This window comes from Candidatus Zixiibacteriota bacterium, from assembly GCA_034003725.1.
In the GTDB taxonomy this organism is placed as follows: domain Bacteria; phylum Zixibacteria; class MSB-5A5; order GN15; family FEB-12; genus WJMS01.
The window spans coordinates 93,760-110,676 of the sequence record JAVEYB010000010.1; the positions used below are offsets into that span (position 1 = coordinate 93,760).

Consider the following 16,917-nt stretch of genomic DNA (forward strand, 5'->3'; position numbering starts at 1 on the left):
GCCTGCTTGATTCGTCGAAACTAGTATAACACGCCGACCGACTAATAGTTCAGCAGATTGGCAAAAAGATGAATCGCTTCCAGGTTCAGTTGGGCGATACCCTCGAGTACCGGCAGACCGCAGTAGATGATCTGTCCGTCGCCCAGCCGCGACACCGACAGCAGGGTGGCCCCTGACGACGTCGTGAGGACGCGCTCGGCGGGGACCACGACAGCTGAGGAGACGGCGGTTGGACCGGACAGAAAACTCAGCAGTTCGCCCATGCTGATAGCGTACGGCCGGGAGAGCACATTGGCGGCCGGGATACGGTTGGTTATGTCGGCCGACCGGACAGACTCCGGCTCCGGCGTCAGCGAAACGGGCAAGGCGTTATCCGGCCAATCGTAGGGCTGTCCGAGAATGACGAGCGATCCCCCGTCGCGGACATACGTCTCCAACCGGCTTTTGGCGTCGCGCAGCGACGGGAAGAGCCGAGCCGCGCCGGAACCGACAACGATGACGTCGTACGCATCAAGTTCCGCGGTCCATAGCGAGCGGTCGGTGAGGGCGTGAAAGCCGAGCGCGGCGATTCGAAGCGCATCTTCGAGCGCGCCGGAGGTATCCGCGAGAAAGGCGATTCGCCGGGTGTCATCGACCTCGCAGGCGGCGATGCGAATGTGTCCGGTGTCGGCGGCCACAACCCGGTCGTCGACCACGAGCGCCAGCGTTTGTGCCTGAATTCCCATCTCAAAGAGGTTCGAGACGGAGAACGGGATCTCGATAATTTCGTTGTCGCGTCCCGGTTCCAGCTGAATCTCCTGACGGTAGGCGCCGGCAAAAACGCCTCGGGGCGTCTCCAGCACGAGCCGGACCGGTCCGGCATAAGAGCGCGGTTTGTCGATACGGACTTTCCAGCGCATGGATGAGACAACCTTGTCTACCGTCAGGCGAGCGGACGGCGGAACGAAATGGTAGTCAGGCTGGAAGGAGACAGCCAGATTGGGTGTTTCGCGCAGGGGGACGCTCGACGTTACTGTCAGCGGAATACGGCTATAGACGATTTCCGCCGTGAACAGCAGCGACTCCGGACGGGTTGATTCGAGGTACTGCGGATCGACATCGACAAGGAATTCGCGCACATAGGTCTGGTGCGGCTGAATTTTGCGGGAGATCGAGTCGAGAACGACGGCGGCCGTGTCCCAGTACGGATTGAACTTGAGATAGGACAACTCGATTTCTTTGGGACCATTGACGGAGACGTGCGCGGTGAACTTGACTTTGGGGCCCTGGGGTGACTGTCGAATCGCAATCCGACCGTCCCACACCATTCCGATCTCGGCCAGAGTCGTGGTGCGAGCGCGGTCGACGAGCCTGTTCAGGTAGGCGATCAGGCCGGGGGTATCCGCCAGCGTGCGCTGGCTGCGACACTGATATTCGAGTTGTACGAGTTCCTTGTAGCCCTGCACCACGCTTTCGACGCGTTTTCCCCCGATGACGTTCTGCGCGAGCGTAAACAGCGCGATAAAATTGCGGGCGCGATTGCCGAGGGCTTCGCGCAACTTGCCGTCGGTCAGAAGCGAGTCAAGGACACGATCCAGCCGGATCTGCGGCATGGCGCCGACTATATCGGGCTCGGTGCGGTCGATGTGCGGGGCCGCCGCTATCAGTGAATACCGCGTCATCTGAGGCGGTTCGTACGTATCCGACACGAACTCGTCGAACAGCACCGGGACCTCGAGAAACATGCGGTCACGGAACCGCTCGTACAGCCCGCGCGTGCCCAAAGTGACGGCCTCGGTACCGGCGGCCGAGTTGTCGGCAAGCTGGTAAATCTTCTGGATGTTGAACAGGCTTCGGGGATCGGGAGCGAGTTTGCTCAGATAGTCCCGTGCGCCCGCCAAGGCGCCGCGCGGATTTACGCTGCCGATCAGCACGATATCCGGCGGTCGCTCACGAAATGCAAGGCGAAGCGTGGAGTCGACTGCGATATCGCGGTTGGCCGGCACGTGAATATCGGTCCGATAGATCTGCTTTGGGGCGAGCGAGCGTTCCGTCACATACAGGCCGCCGCCTGCGACAAAGCGGATCAAATCGATGCGGCAGCCATACGTGTCATTGAGGTAGTACAGGGTCGGCCAGTCGATCTGGCCGGGGCTGTCGTACAGGTAAGCGACACGGAGATCCGTGACGGCGTACCGCGCCGGGTCTTCGGCGTTCGCCGGGGAAGCGGCGATCAGCGCCACCAGACACACGAGCCGGCGTGCGATCGCTCGATAACGAAGAGTAAGCGTTTCAGTCCAGTCCATTCGTTAATGACCGCCATAGTGGTGTTGTTCGCTGAGAGTCAACATTGAGTGTGCGGTCGTCCAGCGCAACAAAAAAGGCCGCCCGGGGGCGGCCTTTGTGAATTCGTGCGGATCAGATGACCTGATTTTCGCGCAGCTTCCTGAACAGCTTATCGGCGACATCGTCGGGCGAGTCGCCGGTGATCATTTCGCCGCTCGGCCGTGGCGGAGGTGTAGCCACCTTGACCGTTTTCGTGCCGGACCCGGCGCCGACCGTGGCGCTGTCGATCCCGAGGTCGGCTGCGGTCCACTTCACGATTTCCTTCTTTTTGGCGGCCATTTTGCCCTTCAGCGACGGCAGGCGCGGTTCGTTGATCTCCTTGACGACTGAGACAACCGCGGGCAGCGGCAGTTCGATCAGGTCGACACCGTCTTCCGTGGAGCGCTGGACGACGGCTTTGCCGTTTTCGATGCTTTCGAATTTTTTGACGAACATCGCCTGCGGCAGGTCGAGGATCGCGGCGACCGCGCCGGGAACCTGGGCGGCATCGGAGTCGATGGCCTGTTTGCCGGCAAGAACAAGATCAAATTCGCCGAGTTTCTTGAGACCGGCGGCGATGATTCGTCCAATCGCCTGTTGATCGGAACCTGCAAAGGCATCGTCGGTCAGAAGGTACGCTTCGTCCACGCCGAGGGCGAGGCAGTCGCGGAGGGCCGATTCGGCTCGCTGGGTCCCGACGCACATGACGGCACAGGTGCCGCCGCTTTTTTCTTTAATGCGCAGGCTTTCTTCAACTGCGTATTCGTCGAATGGATTGACCACTCCCGGTCCCTGCGGCAGAACCACCTGATTAGCGGCCTCGTCGACTTTGATAAGAGCGATCTCCGGCACCTGCTTTATCAGCACAACCGTCTTCATGGCGAACCCTTCCGTTACGATAGACTATACAACTGAAGTCGAATATGGCGAACGAGCCGGGGCTTGTCAAGTCGAGGCGGTCGGGCGGGTTGACCGTGAAAAAAACCCGCCTGTGCGGGCGGGTTTTCTTCTTGTCGAGTCGTACGTTCGGCGCTTAGCGCTTGCGCGTTGCTTTCTTGCGCGGGCGCCGGGCCTTCTTGGCTGCCTTTTTCGTCGCTTTCTTCTTCGCGACTTTTTTGGTAGCCTTCTTCGCCGTTTTTTTCTTCGCGGCTTTCTTAGTCGTTTTCTTCTTCGCGGCCTTTTTCGGGCGCGCCTTCCGGGCCATCTTCTTCGCGACCTTCTTCACTTTCTTCGCGGCTTTCCTGACGGCCTTCTTCAATCCCAGCGAGCGAGCCTTGGCCTGCACCGACGCCACCGTACGCTTGAGCTGCTTGGCCAGCTCTTTCGTCGGCGTCGTGCGATACATCTTGCGAAGCAGCGCAACGTCTTCCTTGCTCCAGTCGCTGACTTTGCGTCTGGACGCGCCTTTCCTCTTCGCGGTCGCCTTCTTGGTCGCTTTTTTCTTGGTTGCCTTGCGCATTGAATCACTCCTTGAATGGTGTTACAGGAAACAAGTGATGTTGCTTATGGTCATTGCGTTTTGAGAACTCACGTCAGTCATCTCATGATTCCCTAACCACCGTATTGCCACCAATAACGACCATGAAAAAATAAAGTCAATAAAAAAATGCGTCGGCATGATGTATGTTAGCGATCTGTCAATCGACTCACTCAACTCGCGCAGCAACATTCACGCTGACCGCGCGCGTGCGACGACCGCATCGCTGCCGTGCTATTCACGAGTGAGTGTGCTGCGCTGGCGAGTGGATGTGCGTGTGATAGTCACCGAGTGCGAATGAAACGGGAAGAGGGCACCGACGATCGTGCCGCGCACGATGCGGTGTCAGTCGTCGAGTTGGTGGGTCTGAAAGTATTCGAGCGCGACGGCAGCGGCCTTCTGCTCGGCCTCTTTCTTGGAGAATCCGACGCCTTCGCCGACAGTCTGCCCGCCGACCGTCACCCGCACCTGGAATTCCTTGGCGTGATCGGGGCCGCGCTCGGAAACGATGTCGTAGTGCGGCATGCCTTCGCCGCGGGCCTGAATCAACTCGAGGAGATCGCCTTTGAAATTGCGCTGCGAGGCATCGCGGGTGATGCGATCGCGACGAACGTAGATGAGCCGGAGCACGACATCGCGGGCAGCGTGGTAACCGCCGTCGAGATACACGGCGCCGATCACCGCTTCGAACGCATCGGCGATAATCGAATTGCGTTCGCGGCCGCCCGATCGGATTTCTTCGGGAGACATCAACACACACATGTTGAGCCCGACCTCGATCGCCACGGCGGCCAGGGTCGTTTCGTTGACCAGCATCGCCTTGGTCTTGGTCAGATCTCCCTCGCTCATGTCGGGATTGTCGTCGTAGAGGCGGTCGGCGATCACCAGGCCGAGGACGGAGTCGCCGAGGAATTCGAGACGCTCGTTGGAGTGGGAACCGTTGGCGCCGTGATTGGCGGCGCTGCGATGCGTCAACGCCAGCGAGAGCAGATCGATGTTTCGGAAATAATAACCGAGTATCTCCTGCACGTCGGCAAGATGCGCCTGAGAGATGCCCGGGGACGATGCGGAGAACAGCGAATACAGGCGACGCCAAAAACTCATTTAGTCAGTGCCGTTGGCTTTCCCGACCACGAGTGTGACATTGTGACCGCCGAACCCGAAGGAGTTCGACATGGCGTACGTGATGTTCCAGTCCCGACCGACATGAGGAACATAGTCGAGATCACATTCCGGGTCGGGTTCATCGAGATTGATCGTCGGATGGACCCGAGCGTGATTGATTGACAGAAGGGTGGTGATCAACTCAACCGCGCCGGCCGAACCGAGCAAGTGTCCGGTCATGGACTTGGTCGAGTTACACGGGATCTTGCGGGCGTGATCACCCAGGACGGCCTTGATGGCGCGGCTCTCGGCGATATCTCCCAGGTCGGTGGCGGTTCCGTGCGTGTTGATATAGTCGATCTGGTCGGGCCTCAGACCTGCGTCGCGAAGCGCGTTTTCCATGGCCTTGCGTGCGCCGAGCCCCTCGGGGTGAGGCGCTGTCATGTGGTAGGCGTCGGCGGTCATGCCGGCGCCGAGAATTTCGCCGTAGATAGCGGCCCCGCGCGCTTTGGCGTGCTCGAGCGATTCGAGTACGACGATGCCGGCGCCTTCGCCCATGACGAAGCCGTCACGCCCCTTGTCGAACGGTCGCGACGCGCGATGCGGCTCGTCATTGCGGGTCGACATCGCCTTGGCCTGGCAGAAGCCGGCCATCGATGTCGGCGTAATGGTCGCCTCGGCTCCGCCGCTGATCATCAGATCAGCTTCACCACGCTGGATGATGCGAAAGGCGTCGATGATGGCGTGGGCGGATGAGGCGCAGGCCGACACCGTCCCGTAGTTGGGACCGCGAAAACCAAGCCGCATCGACACCAGCCCGGCGCACATGTCGATAATCATCATCGGAATGAAAAACGGCGAGACGCGGCCGGGTCCGGCCGTCAGAAGATTCTCGTGCTGTTTTTCGAACGTGGAGATGCCGCCGATACCTGACCCGATGACGACTCCGCACCGGTCCGGATCCACCGCCGTCGGGTCAAGACCGGCGTGCCGAATCGCCTTCTCCGTTGCACAGATAGCGTACTGCTCCGTGAGGTCGACTCGACGCAGTTCCTTTTTATCCATGAACTCGGTCGGATCGAAGTCTTTGACTTCGGCCGCGATCTTGGTCGGATAATCGGAAATGTCGAAGCGTGTCACGGTCGCCACGCCGGAATCCCCGCGATTCAACGCACTCCAGAATACATCCAGGTCGTGGCCGAGCGGGGTGATGATACCCATGCCGGTGATGACGGTTCGTATACTCATAGGCTCACGCGACAGAAGGTCGGATACCTGCGACAGCCGAGCGGCCGGCGGTCGCTCAGTCGGCCTTTCCGTTCGCTTTAATATAGTCGATGGCTTCGCCGACGGAGGTTATCTTCTCGGCGTCTTCATCGGGGATCTCGAGCGAAAATTCCTCTTCGAGCGCCATGACCAGTTCCACGGTGTCAAGCGAGTCGGCGCCGAGATCGTCCACGAATTTTGCCCGTTCGGTAACCTGGGCTGCGTCGACGCCAAGCTGCTCGACAATGATTTCCTTCACTCTCTCCTCAACAGACATGATCGTACTCCTTTTGTATGCGACAGGTGTTCAGTATTTGTTACATGGTAAGGCCGCCGTCGACGGCAAGGACCTGGCCGGTGATATAGGCGGCTTCGTCGGACGCAAAAAAGAGGACGGCCGATGCGACGTCATCGGGCGACCCCGGACGGTTGAGCGCGATATTGCGCATGAATTCCTCGCGCGCCGCTTCCGGCAAGTTTTTGGTCATGTCGGTTTCGATATACCCTGGCGCGACGGCGTTGACCGTGACGCCCCGGGACGCTAGTTCTTTTGCTGCCGACTTCGTCAGGCCGATCAGACCGGCTTTCGACGCCGAGTAGTTGGCCTGGCCGGCGTTTCCGATGATGCCGACAACCGAGCTTATATTAATGATGCGTCCGCGGCGTTGTTTCATCATGATTCGCGACGCGGCTTTCGTGACAAGAAAGGCTCCCTTCAGATTGATGTCAAGCACCATATCCCAGTCCTTCTCGTCCATCCGGATCATGAGGGTATCGCGCGTTATTCCGGCGTTATTAACGACAACGTCGACCGATCCGCACCGGTCCCGGGTCGTATCCATCAGCCGCGTAACATCATCGGAATTGGTAACATTGGCGGCGATGCCGATCGCACCCCGGCCGATTTGCGACGCCACATCCTGAACCACGCCCTCGTCCAGATCGCTGATAACGACGGTACCGCCAAGGGCGGCAAACCGCTCGGCGATCGTCCGGCCTATCCCCCGGCCGGAGCCGGTGACCACTACGGTTTTTCCGGTAAAGTCCACTGTAATCCTCAGTTTTCGACGTTCGCCGCGGCGAACACATGGATGTCTTCGAGCCGGTCGAGGTTGATCGACTGCTCGGGTTTCATCTCCCGACGAGCGAGGCCGGTGAGCACCTTGCCGGGGCCGATCTCGATTATACGAGTCACGCCTCGGTCGCGCAAGAACGTCATGGTCTGTGCCCACCGGACCGGCGCGGTAATCTGCTGCACCAAAAGCCGGCGGATTTCGGCGCCGTCGCGAGCTTCGTCGGCCGTAACATTGGCGATAACGGGTCGCGCGGGGGCGTTGATGGCGACATCGGCGAGGTACGACTCGAGGCCTTCCCTGGCCGGCTCCATAAGCGGAGAATGAAACGCGCCGCCCACCTCGAGCACAATCGCCCGTTTGGCGCCTGCCTGTCTGGCAAGTTCGGCGGCTTTTTCGACTCCTGCGACCGCTCCCGAAACAACAATCTGAGCGTCGGAGTTATAATTGGCCGGTACGACGATTCCGGCGCTCGACGCCTGCCTGCACACATCGGCGATCTGCTCCTCACTCAAACCCATGACGGCGGCCATAGTTCCCGGATTGGCGACGCAGGCGTCCTCCATTAATGCGGCCCGTCGGACCACGGCGCGGACGGCATCTTCAAATGACAGGGCGCCGCAGACGGCCAGGGCGCCGTACTCGCCGAGGGAGTGTCCGGCCGCATAGTCGAACGCGACGCCGTCGGATTCCATGACCGACAGCACGGCAAGCGAGTGCAGCAGGATGGCCGGCTGCGTGAAACGTGTTCGTTTCAGTTCTTCGGCCGGGCCGTCGAACGAGAGCCGGGCGATATCCTCGCCTATCTCATCGGACGCCAGTTCGTACAGTCGGCGCACCTCGGCCGAGTGGTCGTACAGGTCCTTGCCCATGCCGATATACTGCGATGCCTGCCCGGGGAAAAAGAGAGCAGTCTTGTTCATGCGTCATGTCTACCATTTTACCAGCGCCGAACCCCAGATGAGTCCGCCGCCGAATGCAACCATCAGGACATGGTCGCCCGCTTTGATGCGACCGGCCCGGTTGGCTTCGTCCAGCGCCAGCGGCACGGAGGCCGCTGACGTATTTCCATAGCGATCTATATTCAGAAAGAATCGGTCGAGACCGATGTTGAGTCGTTTCGCGACGCCTTCGATGATACGGATATTCGCCTGATGCGGGACGACCAGCGCGACATCATCCGCGGTCAGCGAGCAGTCGTCGAGCACTTTCAGGCACGCCCTGGTCATCTCCCGAACGGCGACTTTGAAAATATCGGACCCGTTCATCACGATCTTGTTCGAGTTGTCGAACGCGAAGTCGGGCGTAACCGGGCGGCAGGTGCCGCCGGATTCGATCCATAGCCACTTGCGCATGCTTCCGTCGGAGCGGAGGAAAGTGCCCAGGACGCCGGAGTCGCCGTGCGATTCTTCGAGGACGACCGCGCCGGCGCCGTCGCCGAAAAGCACACAGGTGCCGCGGTCTCCGTAATTGGTGATCGAGGACAGCTTTTCGGACCCGGCGACGAGGATTTTTCGGGCGGCTCCGGTTTCGATCATGGCGCGGGCGATCGATACACCGTTGATGAAGCCCGCACAGGCGGCAACGACATCAAAAGCGACCGCATTCGGCATGGCCATTTTTTCCTGCACGACGCAGGCGGTCGACGGCAGGGGGTAATCGGGGGTGACGGTTCCCACGATGAGCGCGTCCACTTCGTCCGCAGCGCAGCCGGCCATATCGAGCGCACGCCGACATGCCTCCAGCGCCATATCTGACGTCTGGATAGAGTCGCGAGCGATTCGTCGTTCTTTGATACCGGTGCGAGTGGTGATCCACTCGTCAGATGTGTCGACTATCTTCTCGAAATCAGCGTTGGTCATCCGGTGCGGAGGTATATATGACCCCGTTCCCGATATCCTCGCCTTTGCCTTTTGAGCCATTCTCAATTCCAAAGTGGTTGGTGATCAGCTCATCCCTGAGCCGCACGGTGATGTCCTGCTGGGCCATGCGATGGGCGCCGGCGACGGCGTTGCGGATCGCTTTGGCGCTGGAGGAGCCGTGACAGATCACGATAACGCCGTTGACGCCGAGAAGCGGCGCGCCTCCCCACTGTGCGTAATCGAAGGTGTTTTTCATGCGCCGCATGAATGGCAGCATCATCATCACGCCGAATCTCGAGAAGATGTTGGTCTGAATCTGGCGCTTGATGGCAGTCGCCAGCATCGGCTGGATCGACTCCGCGAATTTCAAAAGGATATTCCCGGTGAAGCCGTCGGTGACGGCGACATCAACCACGCCCGACAATATGTCGCGGCCCTCGATGTTGCCGACGAAATTGATTTGCGAGTCTTTCAGCAGCTCGCGTGCCGAGAAGATCAGTTCGTTGCCTTTGCTCCGCTCTTCACCGATCGAAATCAGCCCGACTCTCGGCGCCTGCACGCGGAAACTGACCTGCGCGTAGACCGAGCCCATCACCGCGAACTGGGACAAGTGCTGCGGCTTGCAGTCGGCGTTGGCTCCGACGTCGAGAACTATACACGGTTTGCCGGTGCTGGTGGGAAAGGTGGACGTAATGGCGGGGCGACTGACGCCGGGAATGCGGCCGAGGGTCAGCAGCGACGTGGCCATGACGGCGCCGGTGTTTCCCGGCGACACAAACGCGTGCGCTTTCCCCTGTTTCACCTGACGGATGCCCACGGCGATGGAACTCTGGCGCAGGCGTACGCCTTCGGTGGCGGCCATGTCCATCGGGACCTCCTGCTCGGCGTGGCGGACGCTGACGTTGGCGGGCACGGCGTCCTGCGTGTCGAGCACTTTCTGGATGGCGTCTTCGTCGCCGACCAATTCGACCACAAGGCTGTCGCCGATCATCCGCGCAGCCTCGAGCCCGCCCAGAATGATAGACTCAGGGCCGCGGTCGGCGCCCATGACATCGAGCACGATCGTGTAGGTTTGCGCAGCCGTCACCGTGGGGTGCATCCTTTGCTATACCGGAAGGGGTTACGCTTCGGTCACGTGCAGCAGCTTGCGTCCTTTGTATTCGCCGCAGTGCGGGCACACGTGGTGCGACAGTTTCGCCTCTCCGCAGTTGCACGTGACAACCCGGGGCGCCGTTATCTTCCAGTGGGTGCGGCGCTTCCGGCCTCGGGTAACGGAGTGTCTCCGTTTAGGCAGTGGCATCTATTCGTTTCCTTTCTCGGGCGCGCGTTTGAGCAGGACCTTCAGGCCCTCCCATCGCGGATCTATCGATTTCGTCTCGCATTCACACGGTTTCTCGTTCAGGTTGGCGCCGCATCGGCTGCACATTCCTTTACACTCGTCGCGGCACAGCGGTTTCATCGGCAATTCCAAAAGGAGCGCTTCACGCACAAGATCGGTTATGTCGACGCGCATTTCGCCGGCGATAAACGTGACGTACTCCTCGTCATCAACCGCTTCGGCACGATACTGTTCCCGGAGCTGTTCGGTGGTGGCGATAAAGCCGGCGTGTCCCTCGACGTCGTATTCGAACGCGACCAGGCAGCGGGCGCATTCTAACCGCAACGCAGCTGTCACCGTCCCCTGACAAAAAAACTCGTCACCCGACTTTTGTATCGTCAGCGACACCGTGACCGGGCCGACCGACTTCACATCCTCGCGAACCGGCGCAATTTCGCCGTCGCGGGACAGCAGGGTGACATGGGCAGGGAACTCGTCCAAATCCCGCAGTTCCAGTATCACAGCCTCGAAAAGTAGGCATATGCGCCCGTGAAGTCAAGCGGAATCCTGAGCGTAATCACAATGAACCGCAAGGGGTTAGCGCAATTTCCCGATAGAACGGAGAGCTTTTCGGTCTATCCTCTTCAATTAGACCACGGACAGGCCGACGGAGCGCAAGCAAAAACGGCCGGTTTGCACCGGCCATTTGCATACAGGCCCACGCCCCAAACAGTTAGGAGTGAGTATCGCGGTAGATTTTGAGGCGGTTGCGGGCCCGCTCGATCGCTTCGCGCGCTTCCTGCTCCCCCGCGCCGTTGGGTGACTCGCCGGCGTTGATCATCTCAAGCCGCTTTTTGGCGCGCTCGAAGGCCTGCTGGGCGCGGGTGACATCGATCTCCTCGGACGCTTCGACGGTATCGGCGAGCAGTGTCGCCTTGTTATCGAACACCTCGAGGAATCCGCCGGACACGGCCAGGATGTGGACCGCGTTCTTCTCATCGCGAAACTCGATCCGCCCGTTGCGCAGCGACGTAATCAGTGGCGCGTGGTTCGAAAGGACGCCGAGATAACCCTCGGTGCCGGGAACGACCAGCGACGACACCTTGCCGTCATAGTAAACCCGCTCGGGTGTGACAATCGATAGTGTAAACATGGTCGTTTACTTTTCCCGTTCGTAGTTCGCGAGCACTTCCTCGATAGTCCCGGTCATGTAGAAGTAGCGTTCCGGGATGTGATCGAACTCACCGGAGACCAGCCGTTTGAACCCGTTGACGGTATCATCGACCTTGACGTACTTGCCGGCTTTGCCGGTGAAGGCCTCGGCGACGAAGAACGGCTGCGAGAGGAAACGCTGGATCTTGCGGGCTCGCTGCACGGTCAGCTTGTCTTCTTCGCCGAGTTCGTCGATACCCAGAATGGCGATGATATCCTGGAGGTCTTTGTAGCGCTGCAGGGTCTGCTGGACCTCGCGGGCGACCCGGTAGTGCTCTTCGCCGACCACGTGCGGGTCGAGAATGCGCGACGTGGAATCGAGCGGATCGACGGCCGGGTAAATGCCCAGCTCGGCGATCTGACGCGACAGCACGGTGGTGGCATCGAGATGCGAGAACGTGGTGGCCGGGGCGGGGTCGGTCAAGTCGTCGGCCGGAACGTAAATGGCCTGCACTGACGTGATCGAGCCGGCGCGGGTCGACGTGATCCGTTCCTGCAGGAAGCCCATTTCGGTGCCGAGAGTCGGCTGGTAGCCCACGGCGGACGGCATGCGGCCCAGAAGTGCGGATACCTCGGAACCGGCCTGCACGAACCGGAAGATGTTGTCGATAAACAGCAGCACGTCCTGGCCTTCCTCGTCGCGGAAGTACTCCGCCATGGTCAGGCCGGAGAGACCGACACGAAGGCGCGCGCCCGGCGGTTCGTTCATCTGACCGAAGACCAGCGCCGTGCGCTCGATCACGCCAGATTCCTTCATTTCCAGCCAGAGGTCGTTGCCCTCGCGGGTACGCTCGCCCACGCCGGAAAAGACGGAGTAGCCGCCGTGCTCGGTCGCGATATTGTGAATCAACTCCTGAATGATCACGGTTTTGCCGACGCCGGCGCCGCCGAACAGGCCGACCTTACCGCCCTTGGAGTACGGTTCCAGCAGATCGATGACTTTAATACCGGTTTCGAACATCTCGACCTTGGTGACCTGATCCTCGAACGACGGGGGCTGACGGTGGATGGGTCGACGGGGTGCGTCGGCCGGAATGGCGCCGATCGTATCGAGCGGTTCACCCAGCAGGTTGAAGATTCGCCCGAGCGAGGTTTTGCCGACCGGGACGGAGATCGGGGCGCCGGTATCGACGGCTGGCATTCCCCGAACGAGACCGTCGGTCGAGGCCAGTGCGACGCAGCGGACGACATTGTCGCCGATATGACTCGCGACTTCGATCGTCAGGTTGATGTTTCGCTCCGCGTCGGTGATCTTGATCGCGTTCAGAATGTCCGGAAGCGAGTCGCACGGAAACTCACAGTCGACCGTCGGACCGATTACCTGAACAACCTTGCCGATATTCTCAGCCATTGACATCACTCCAGTATATGTACATTCACATTTATCGTACTATCAGCCCTTGAGCGCATCGGCGCCCGACACAACCTCGAGCAATTCCTTGGTGATCTGCGCCTGGCGGGCCTTGTTCATTTCCAACGTCAGGGTATCAATCATGTCACCGGCCGCCTTCGTCGCGGCGTTCATGGCCAGCATGCGACTGGCCTGTTCCGACGCGAACGACTCGGTGAGCACGGTTATCAGCTTGGTTGTTGCGTAATACGGCAGCAGCTGCGCGTAAATCTCCTGGGGTCCGGGTTCGAAAATGTAATCTCGTTCCCGTTCGTGCTCCTGGTGGGCGCCCACCGGGTGGCGCGGAATCGGCAGGAAGGTTTCGCGCGTGACGCGGAACGATCCCATTGATACGAAGGTCGTATAAATCAAATCGATGCGGTCGGTTTCGCCGTCTATGAAGCGCTGCGACAGGCGCGCGACCGCCTCGCGGGCGCGACCGTAATCCATCTCCCCTTCCCAGCCGAGCTGGTGATCGAGCACCGTCACGCCGCGCCGCCGGTAGTAGTCCCAGCCTTTTTTGCCGAACAGCATAAACTCGAATGCGGTGTCGGCGTGTTCGTTGCGCCAGGTATCGGACTCGCGCATCAGGTTGGCGTTGAACGAACCGCACAGACCGCGATCGGCCGTCACCAGGACCAGGGTGGAATGCTTGACGGGGCGCTGCTCGAAGAACGGATGCTGGATCTCGTCCGTGGAGGCGGACGCAAGGTGGCTGAGCATCTCGTCGAGCTTGGCGGCATACGGCTTGGCCTGCTCGACACGCTGCTGCGCCTTGCGCAGCTTGGCGGCCGCGACCATCTCCATCGCCCGCGTAATGCGGCGGGTCGACCTGACGCCCCTGATCCGATTGCGTACTTCGCGAGTTGTTGCCATTGGTGACGGCTAATCCTTCCTGCTTATCTTCGCCGCGTGCGGCCGGTCTAACGACCGCACGCGGTATCATTGTCAAATCTCAAACACACCGCATGTGAAGCGGCGTCGGTCAGCCTAGATGCCGAATCCTACCAGTACCACGATGCTGCCGTTCTTGACGTCGGGTGTGGAGCCATCGTCGTTTACCAGGTCGCCTTCACCCGGGTCGTCGACATCGTCAAAGAGCTTGGTGAGACCAAGCGTGTACCGAACATCGATCGTCAGTTTGTTGGCTTCGCCGACCTTGAAAGCCGCACCGCCGCCGACCGTGACGCCGAGATCCATCGACTTCGCGTTGTCAATGTCGATAGATTCGGATTCGCCCTCGTACTCACCCGTAACCTTGGCGGTCACGTTCATACCGATAGCGGGACCCGCGAAGAACTCTGGCGTCACACTGCCGGTCTCGGTGGGGATCTTTACGACCAGTAGGAGAGGTACTTCGATATAGTCGAGTTTGAACGTCATGTCGACGCCCGACAGGTCTTCCTTGGCGCCTTTCTGGATGTACATCGCTTCCGGACGGAAGGCGACGGTCGGCGCGATCGGGAACTCAAGGTAGCCTCCCAGTGCGAAGCCGGTGCGTGAGTCCAATCCATCCGCGTCGTCACCCGTGATCTTTGAAATAGCAAGACCGGCCTTGCCGCCGAAACCGATCTTACCGGCGGCGAAAGTCGGTGCGGCAAGTGGAAGCACTATCGCTGCCACAACGAAAAAGCACATTACACGTTTCATTACATCCTCCCGATCCCGTCCTTGGGGATCTCTACTTGCCTGCGAACTGAGCCTTGAATTGCTCCACGGCCGTTTTCAGTTTCGCGTTCAACTCATCCGAAATCTTCTTTTCGCTCGCGAGCGAATGTTCGATATCCGGATACTTCTGGTCGCAGAATTTGAAGAACTCTTCCTGGAACGTGCCGATTTTCTCGGTGTCGATGTCGTCGAAATAGCCCTTGCCGCCGACCCAGATGATCATCACCTGCTTGGCCACCGGCATCGGTTCGTACTGTCCCTGCTTCAGCAGCTCCACCATCTTCTCACCGCGGTTGAGCTGGCGCTTGGTGGCCTCGTCGAGATCCGAGCCGAACTGCGTAAAGGCGGCCAGCTCGCGGTACTGCGCGAGGTCGAGCTTCAGCGAACCGGCGACCTGCTTCATCATCTTGGTCTGGGCGTTGCCGCCCACACGCGAGACGGAGATACCGACGTTGATGGCGGGACGCACACCGGCGTAGAACAACTCGCCTTCGAGAAAGATCTGGCCGTCGGTGATCGAAATCACGTTGGTCGGAATGTACGCCGACACGTCGCCGGCCTGCGTCTCGATTATCGGCAGTGCGGTCAGCGACCCGCCGCCGAGTTCATCGGAGAGTTTCGCCGCGCGCTCGAGCAGACGGGAGTGACAGTAGAAGATGTCACCCGGGTACGCCTCGCGTCCCGGTGGACGGCGAAGCAGAAGCGACAGCTGGCGATAGGCCTGCGCCTGCTTGGACAAATCGTCGTAGATCACCAGCACGTGTTTGCCGTTACGCATGAACTCCTCGCCCATGGCGCATCCCGCATACGGGGCGATATACTGCAGCGGCGCGGGGTCGGTCGCCGTGGCGGAGACGACGGTCGTGTATTCCATCGCGCCGTGCTGGCGCAGCGTCTCCACGACCTGTGCCACGGTTGACGCTTTCTGGCCGATGGCGACATAGATGCAAAACACGTCGGTGCTTTTCTGATTGATGATCGCGTCGATCGCGACGGCGGTCTTGCCGGTCTGGCGATCGCCGATAATCAGCTCGCGCTGGCCCCGGCCGATCGGAATCATCGAGTCAATGGCTTTCAACCCGGTCTGCAGCGGTTCTTTCACGGGCTGACGCTGCACGACGTTCGGGGCCATGCCTTCGATCACGCGATACTTGTCGGTGACAATCGGTCCTTGGCCGTCGATCGGCTGTCCGAGCGGGTTAACCACACGACCCACGAGCGCATCGCCCACGGGAACGGAGGCCACGCTGCCGGTCCGGCGCACCTGGTCACCTTCGTTGATTGTCGTATCCGGTCCGAAAATGGCCACCCCGACGTTATCTTCTTCGAGGTTCAGCACCAAGCCTTTGATACCGCCTGAGAACTCGACCAGCTCGGACATCTGGACGTCTTCGAGTCCCCAGACACGGGCAATGCCGTCACCAACCTGAAGTACGGTTCCGACCGACTTCATCTCGAGCTTGGTTTCGTACTTCTCAAGCTCCTTTTTGATGACTGATGAAACTTCTTCAGGGTTCAGACCCATTTCGAACTCCCACTTTTATCACAACGTTCTTTTCTTCGCCTGTTCGCCGGGTCGCAACGACCGCGGCGTCGGCGCACTCGAGTGTCGATATGCAGACCGACTACCGAGCCGCCGTGTGCCTCCGCGACATCCCGTGCGGGCATGGCCGCGCCGGCTTCCCGCGGGCTAATGCACGCGCACTCCCGCCAGCTGTTCTTTCATCGTCTGCAGGCCGTGCCGCACCGAACCGTCGATAACCTCGTTGTGCATGATGACGATCATGCCGCCGAGAATCGACCGATCCAGCTTCTTCGTCAGTTCGATCGTAAGTCCGGTCCGTGCCTGCAGGGTCTTCACCAGACGGCGTTCTTCGTCGCCGGTCATCGGCACCGCCGTAATCGCGGTGACGGTCCCTATCCCCTTCTCCGCCTTGACCAGCCGGTCGAAGGCGTCAACGATCTCCGGCAGATAGTCGGCGCGGTGCTTGCGCACCAGCAGCAGCAGAAACTCGACCAGGATCTTTTCGAGCCGGGGCCCGAAGACGCTGTTGACGAGTTCCAGCTTGCTTTCGTCGGGAATCTGGGGTGCGGCGAGATAGTCCAGCAGCGCGCGATCCTTGTCCAGTACGATCTTCAGCGCGAGCATCTGCTCGTCAACGCGGTCGACGAGTTTCCGCTGTTGCACCGACATGAACAGCGCCGAGGCGTATTTTTTGGCGACTTCCCAGACCAGCATGCGC

18 protein-coding genes are annotated in these 16,917 nt (G+C 60.2%); all 18 read right to left on the reverse strand.

All coding sequences use genetic code 11. The features are described 5' to 3' along the window. Nucleotides 1-41 precede the first annotated feature (41 nt). Nucleotides 42-2,285 carry a hypothetical protein gene (locus RBT76_11855; protein ID MDX9858478.1) on the reverse strand — a complete coding sequence of 748 codons (2,244 nt, stop codon included), beginning with the start codon at nucleotides 2,283-2,285 and terminating at the stop codon, nucleotides 42-44. A 112-nt stretch (nucleotides 2,286-2,397) separates the two neighbouring features. After that, the gene (locus RBT76_11860) at nucleotides 2,398-3,183 is read right to left on the reverse strand and encodes an electron transfer flavoprotein subunit beta/FixA family protein (protein MDX9858479.1); all 786 of its coding nucleotides are present in this window, start codon (nucleotides 3,181-3,183) and stop codon (nucleotides 2,398-2,400) included. 154 nt (nucleotides 3,184-3,337) lie between these two features. Next, the gene (locus RBT76_11865; protein MDX9858480.1) at nucleotides 3,338-3,763 is read right to left on the reverse strand and encodes a histidine biosynthesis protein HisIE; all 426 of its coding nucleotides are present in this window, start codon (nucleotides 3,761-3,763) and stop codon (nucleotides 3,338-3,340) included. Between the two features lie 363 nt (nucleotides 3,764-4,126). Further along, the gene (gene rnc, locus RBT76_11870; protein MDX9858481.1) at nucleotides 4,127-4,885 is read right to left on the reverse strand and encodes a ribonuclease III; all 759 of its coding nucleotides are present in this window, start codon (nucleotides 4,883-4,885) and stop codon (nucleotides 4,127-4,129) included. Beyond that, complete coding sequence (fabF, locus tag RBT76_11875; protein ID MDX9858482.1) at nucleotides 4,886-6,133, reverse strand: beta-ketoacyl-ACP synthase II; 1,248 nt, start codon at nucleotides 6,131-6,133, stop codon at nucleotides 4,886-4,888. 55 nt (nucleotides 6,134-6,188) lie between these two features. Further along, nucleotides 6,189-6,431, reverse strand: coding sequence for an acyl carrier protein (gene acpP / locus RBT76_11880; GenBank protein MDX9858483.1), 243 nt, complete (start codon nucleotides 6,429-6,431; stop codon nucleotides 6,189-6,191). Between the two features lie 37 nt (nucleotides 6,432-6,468). Continuing rightward, nucleotides 6,469-7,200: a 3-oxoacyl-[acyl-carrier-protein] reductase gene (gene fabG, locus RBT76_11885; GenBank protein ID MDX9858484.1), complete on the reverse strand. Its 732-nt coding sequence runs from the start codon at nucleotides 7,198-7,200 to the stop codon at nucleotides 6,469-6,471. Nucleotides 7,201-7,208: 8 nt separating this feature from the next. Then, the gene (fabD, locus tag RBT76_11890) at nucleotides 7,209-8,147 is read right to left on the reverse strand and encodes an ACP S-malonyltransferase (GenBank protein MDX9858485.1); all 939 of its coding nucleotides are present in this window, start codon (nucleotides 8,145-8,147) and stop codon (nucleotides 7,209-7,211) included. A gap of 9 nt (nucleotides 8,148-8,156) precedes the next feature. After that, nucleotides 8,157-9,146, reverse strand: coding sequence for a beta-ketoacyl-ACP synthase III (locus RBT76_11895; protein ID MDX9858486.1), 990 nt, complete (start codon nucleotides 9,144-9,146; stop codon nucleotides 8,157-8,159). Next, the gene (gene plsX / locus RBT76_11900) at nucleotides 9,073-10,173 is read right to left on the reverse strand and encodes a phosphate acyltransferase PlsX (protein MDX9858487.1); all 1,101 of its coding nucleotides are present in this window, start codon (nucleotides 10,171-10,173) and stop codon (nucleotides 9,073-9,075) included. Before plsX ends, RBT76_11895 begins: the two co-directional genes overlap by 74 nt. Before the next feature lie 33 nt (nucleotides 10,174-10,206). Then, entirely contained in the window at nucleotides 10,207-10,386 is a 180-nt protein-coding gene (gene rpmF, locus RBT76_11905) for a 50S ribosomal protein L32 (protein MDX9858488.1), read from the reverse strand. Continuing rightward, a complete protein-coding gene (locus tag RBT76_11910) occupies nucleotides 10,387-10,905 on the reverse strand; it encodes a DUF177 domain-containing protein (protein ID MDX9858489.1) in 519 nt (172 codons plus the stop codon). Nucleotides 10,906-11,137: 232 nt separating this feature from the next. Beyond that, the gene (gene atpC / locus RBT76_11915; GenBank protein MDX9858490.1) at nucleotides 11,138-11,557 is read right to left on the reverse strand and encodes an ATP synthase F1 subunit epsilon; all 420 of its coding nucleotides are present in this window, start codon (nucleotides 11,555-11,557) and stop codon (nucleotides 11,138-11,140) included. Nucleotides 11,558-11,563: 6 nt separating this feature from the next. Next, nucleotides 11,564-12,967, reverse strand: a complete 1,404-nt coding sequence (gene atpD / locus RBT76_11920; GenBank protein ID MDX9858491.1) for a F0F1 ATP synthase subunit beta — start codon at nucleotides 12,965-12,967, stop codon at nucleotides 11,564-11,566. A 42-nt stretch (nucleotides 12,968-13,009) separates the two neighbouring features. Then, nucleotides 13,010-13,882, reverse strand: coding sequence for an ATP synthase F1 subunit gamma (atpG, locus tag RBT76_11925; protein ID MDX9858492.1), 873 nt, complete (start codon nucleotides 13,880-13,882; stop codon nucleotides 13,010-13,012). 114 nt (nucleotides 13,883-13,996) lie between these two features. After that, nucleotides 13,997-14,656, reverse strand: a complete 660-nt coding sequence (locus RBT76_11930; protein ID MDX9858493.1) for a porin family protein — start codon at nucleotides 14,654-14,656, stop codon at nucleotides 13,997-13,999. A 31-nt stretch (nucleotides 14,657-14,687) separates the two neighbouring features. Continuing rightward, nucleotides 14,688-16,199: a F0F1 ATP synthase subunit alpha gene (gene atpA / locus RBT76_11935; GenBank protein MDX9858494.1), complete on the reverse strand. Its 1,512-nt coding sequence runs from the start codon at nucleotides 16,197-16,199 to the stop codon at nucleotides 14,688-14,690. Nucleotides 16,200-16,364: 165 nt separating this feature from the next. Next, nucleotides 16,365-16,913 carry an ATP synthase F1 subunit delta gene (gene atpH / locus RBT76_11940; GenBank protein ID MDX9858495.1) on the reverse strand — a complete coding sequence of 183 codons (549 nt, stop codon included), beginning with the start codon at nucleotides 16,911-16,913 and terminating at the stop codon, nucleotides 16,365-16,367. Nucleotides 16,914-16,917 lie beyond the last annotated feature (4 nt).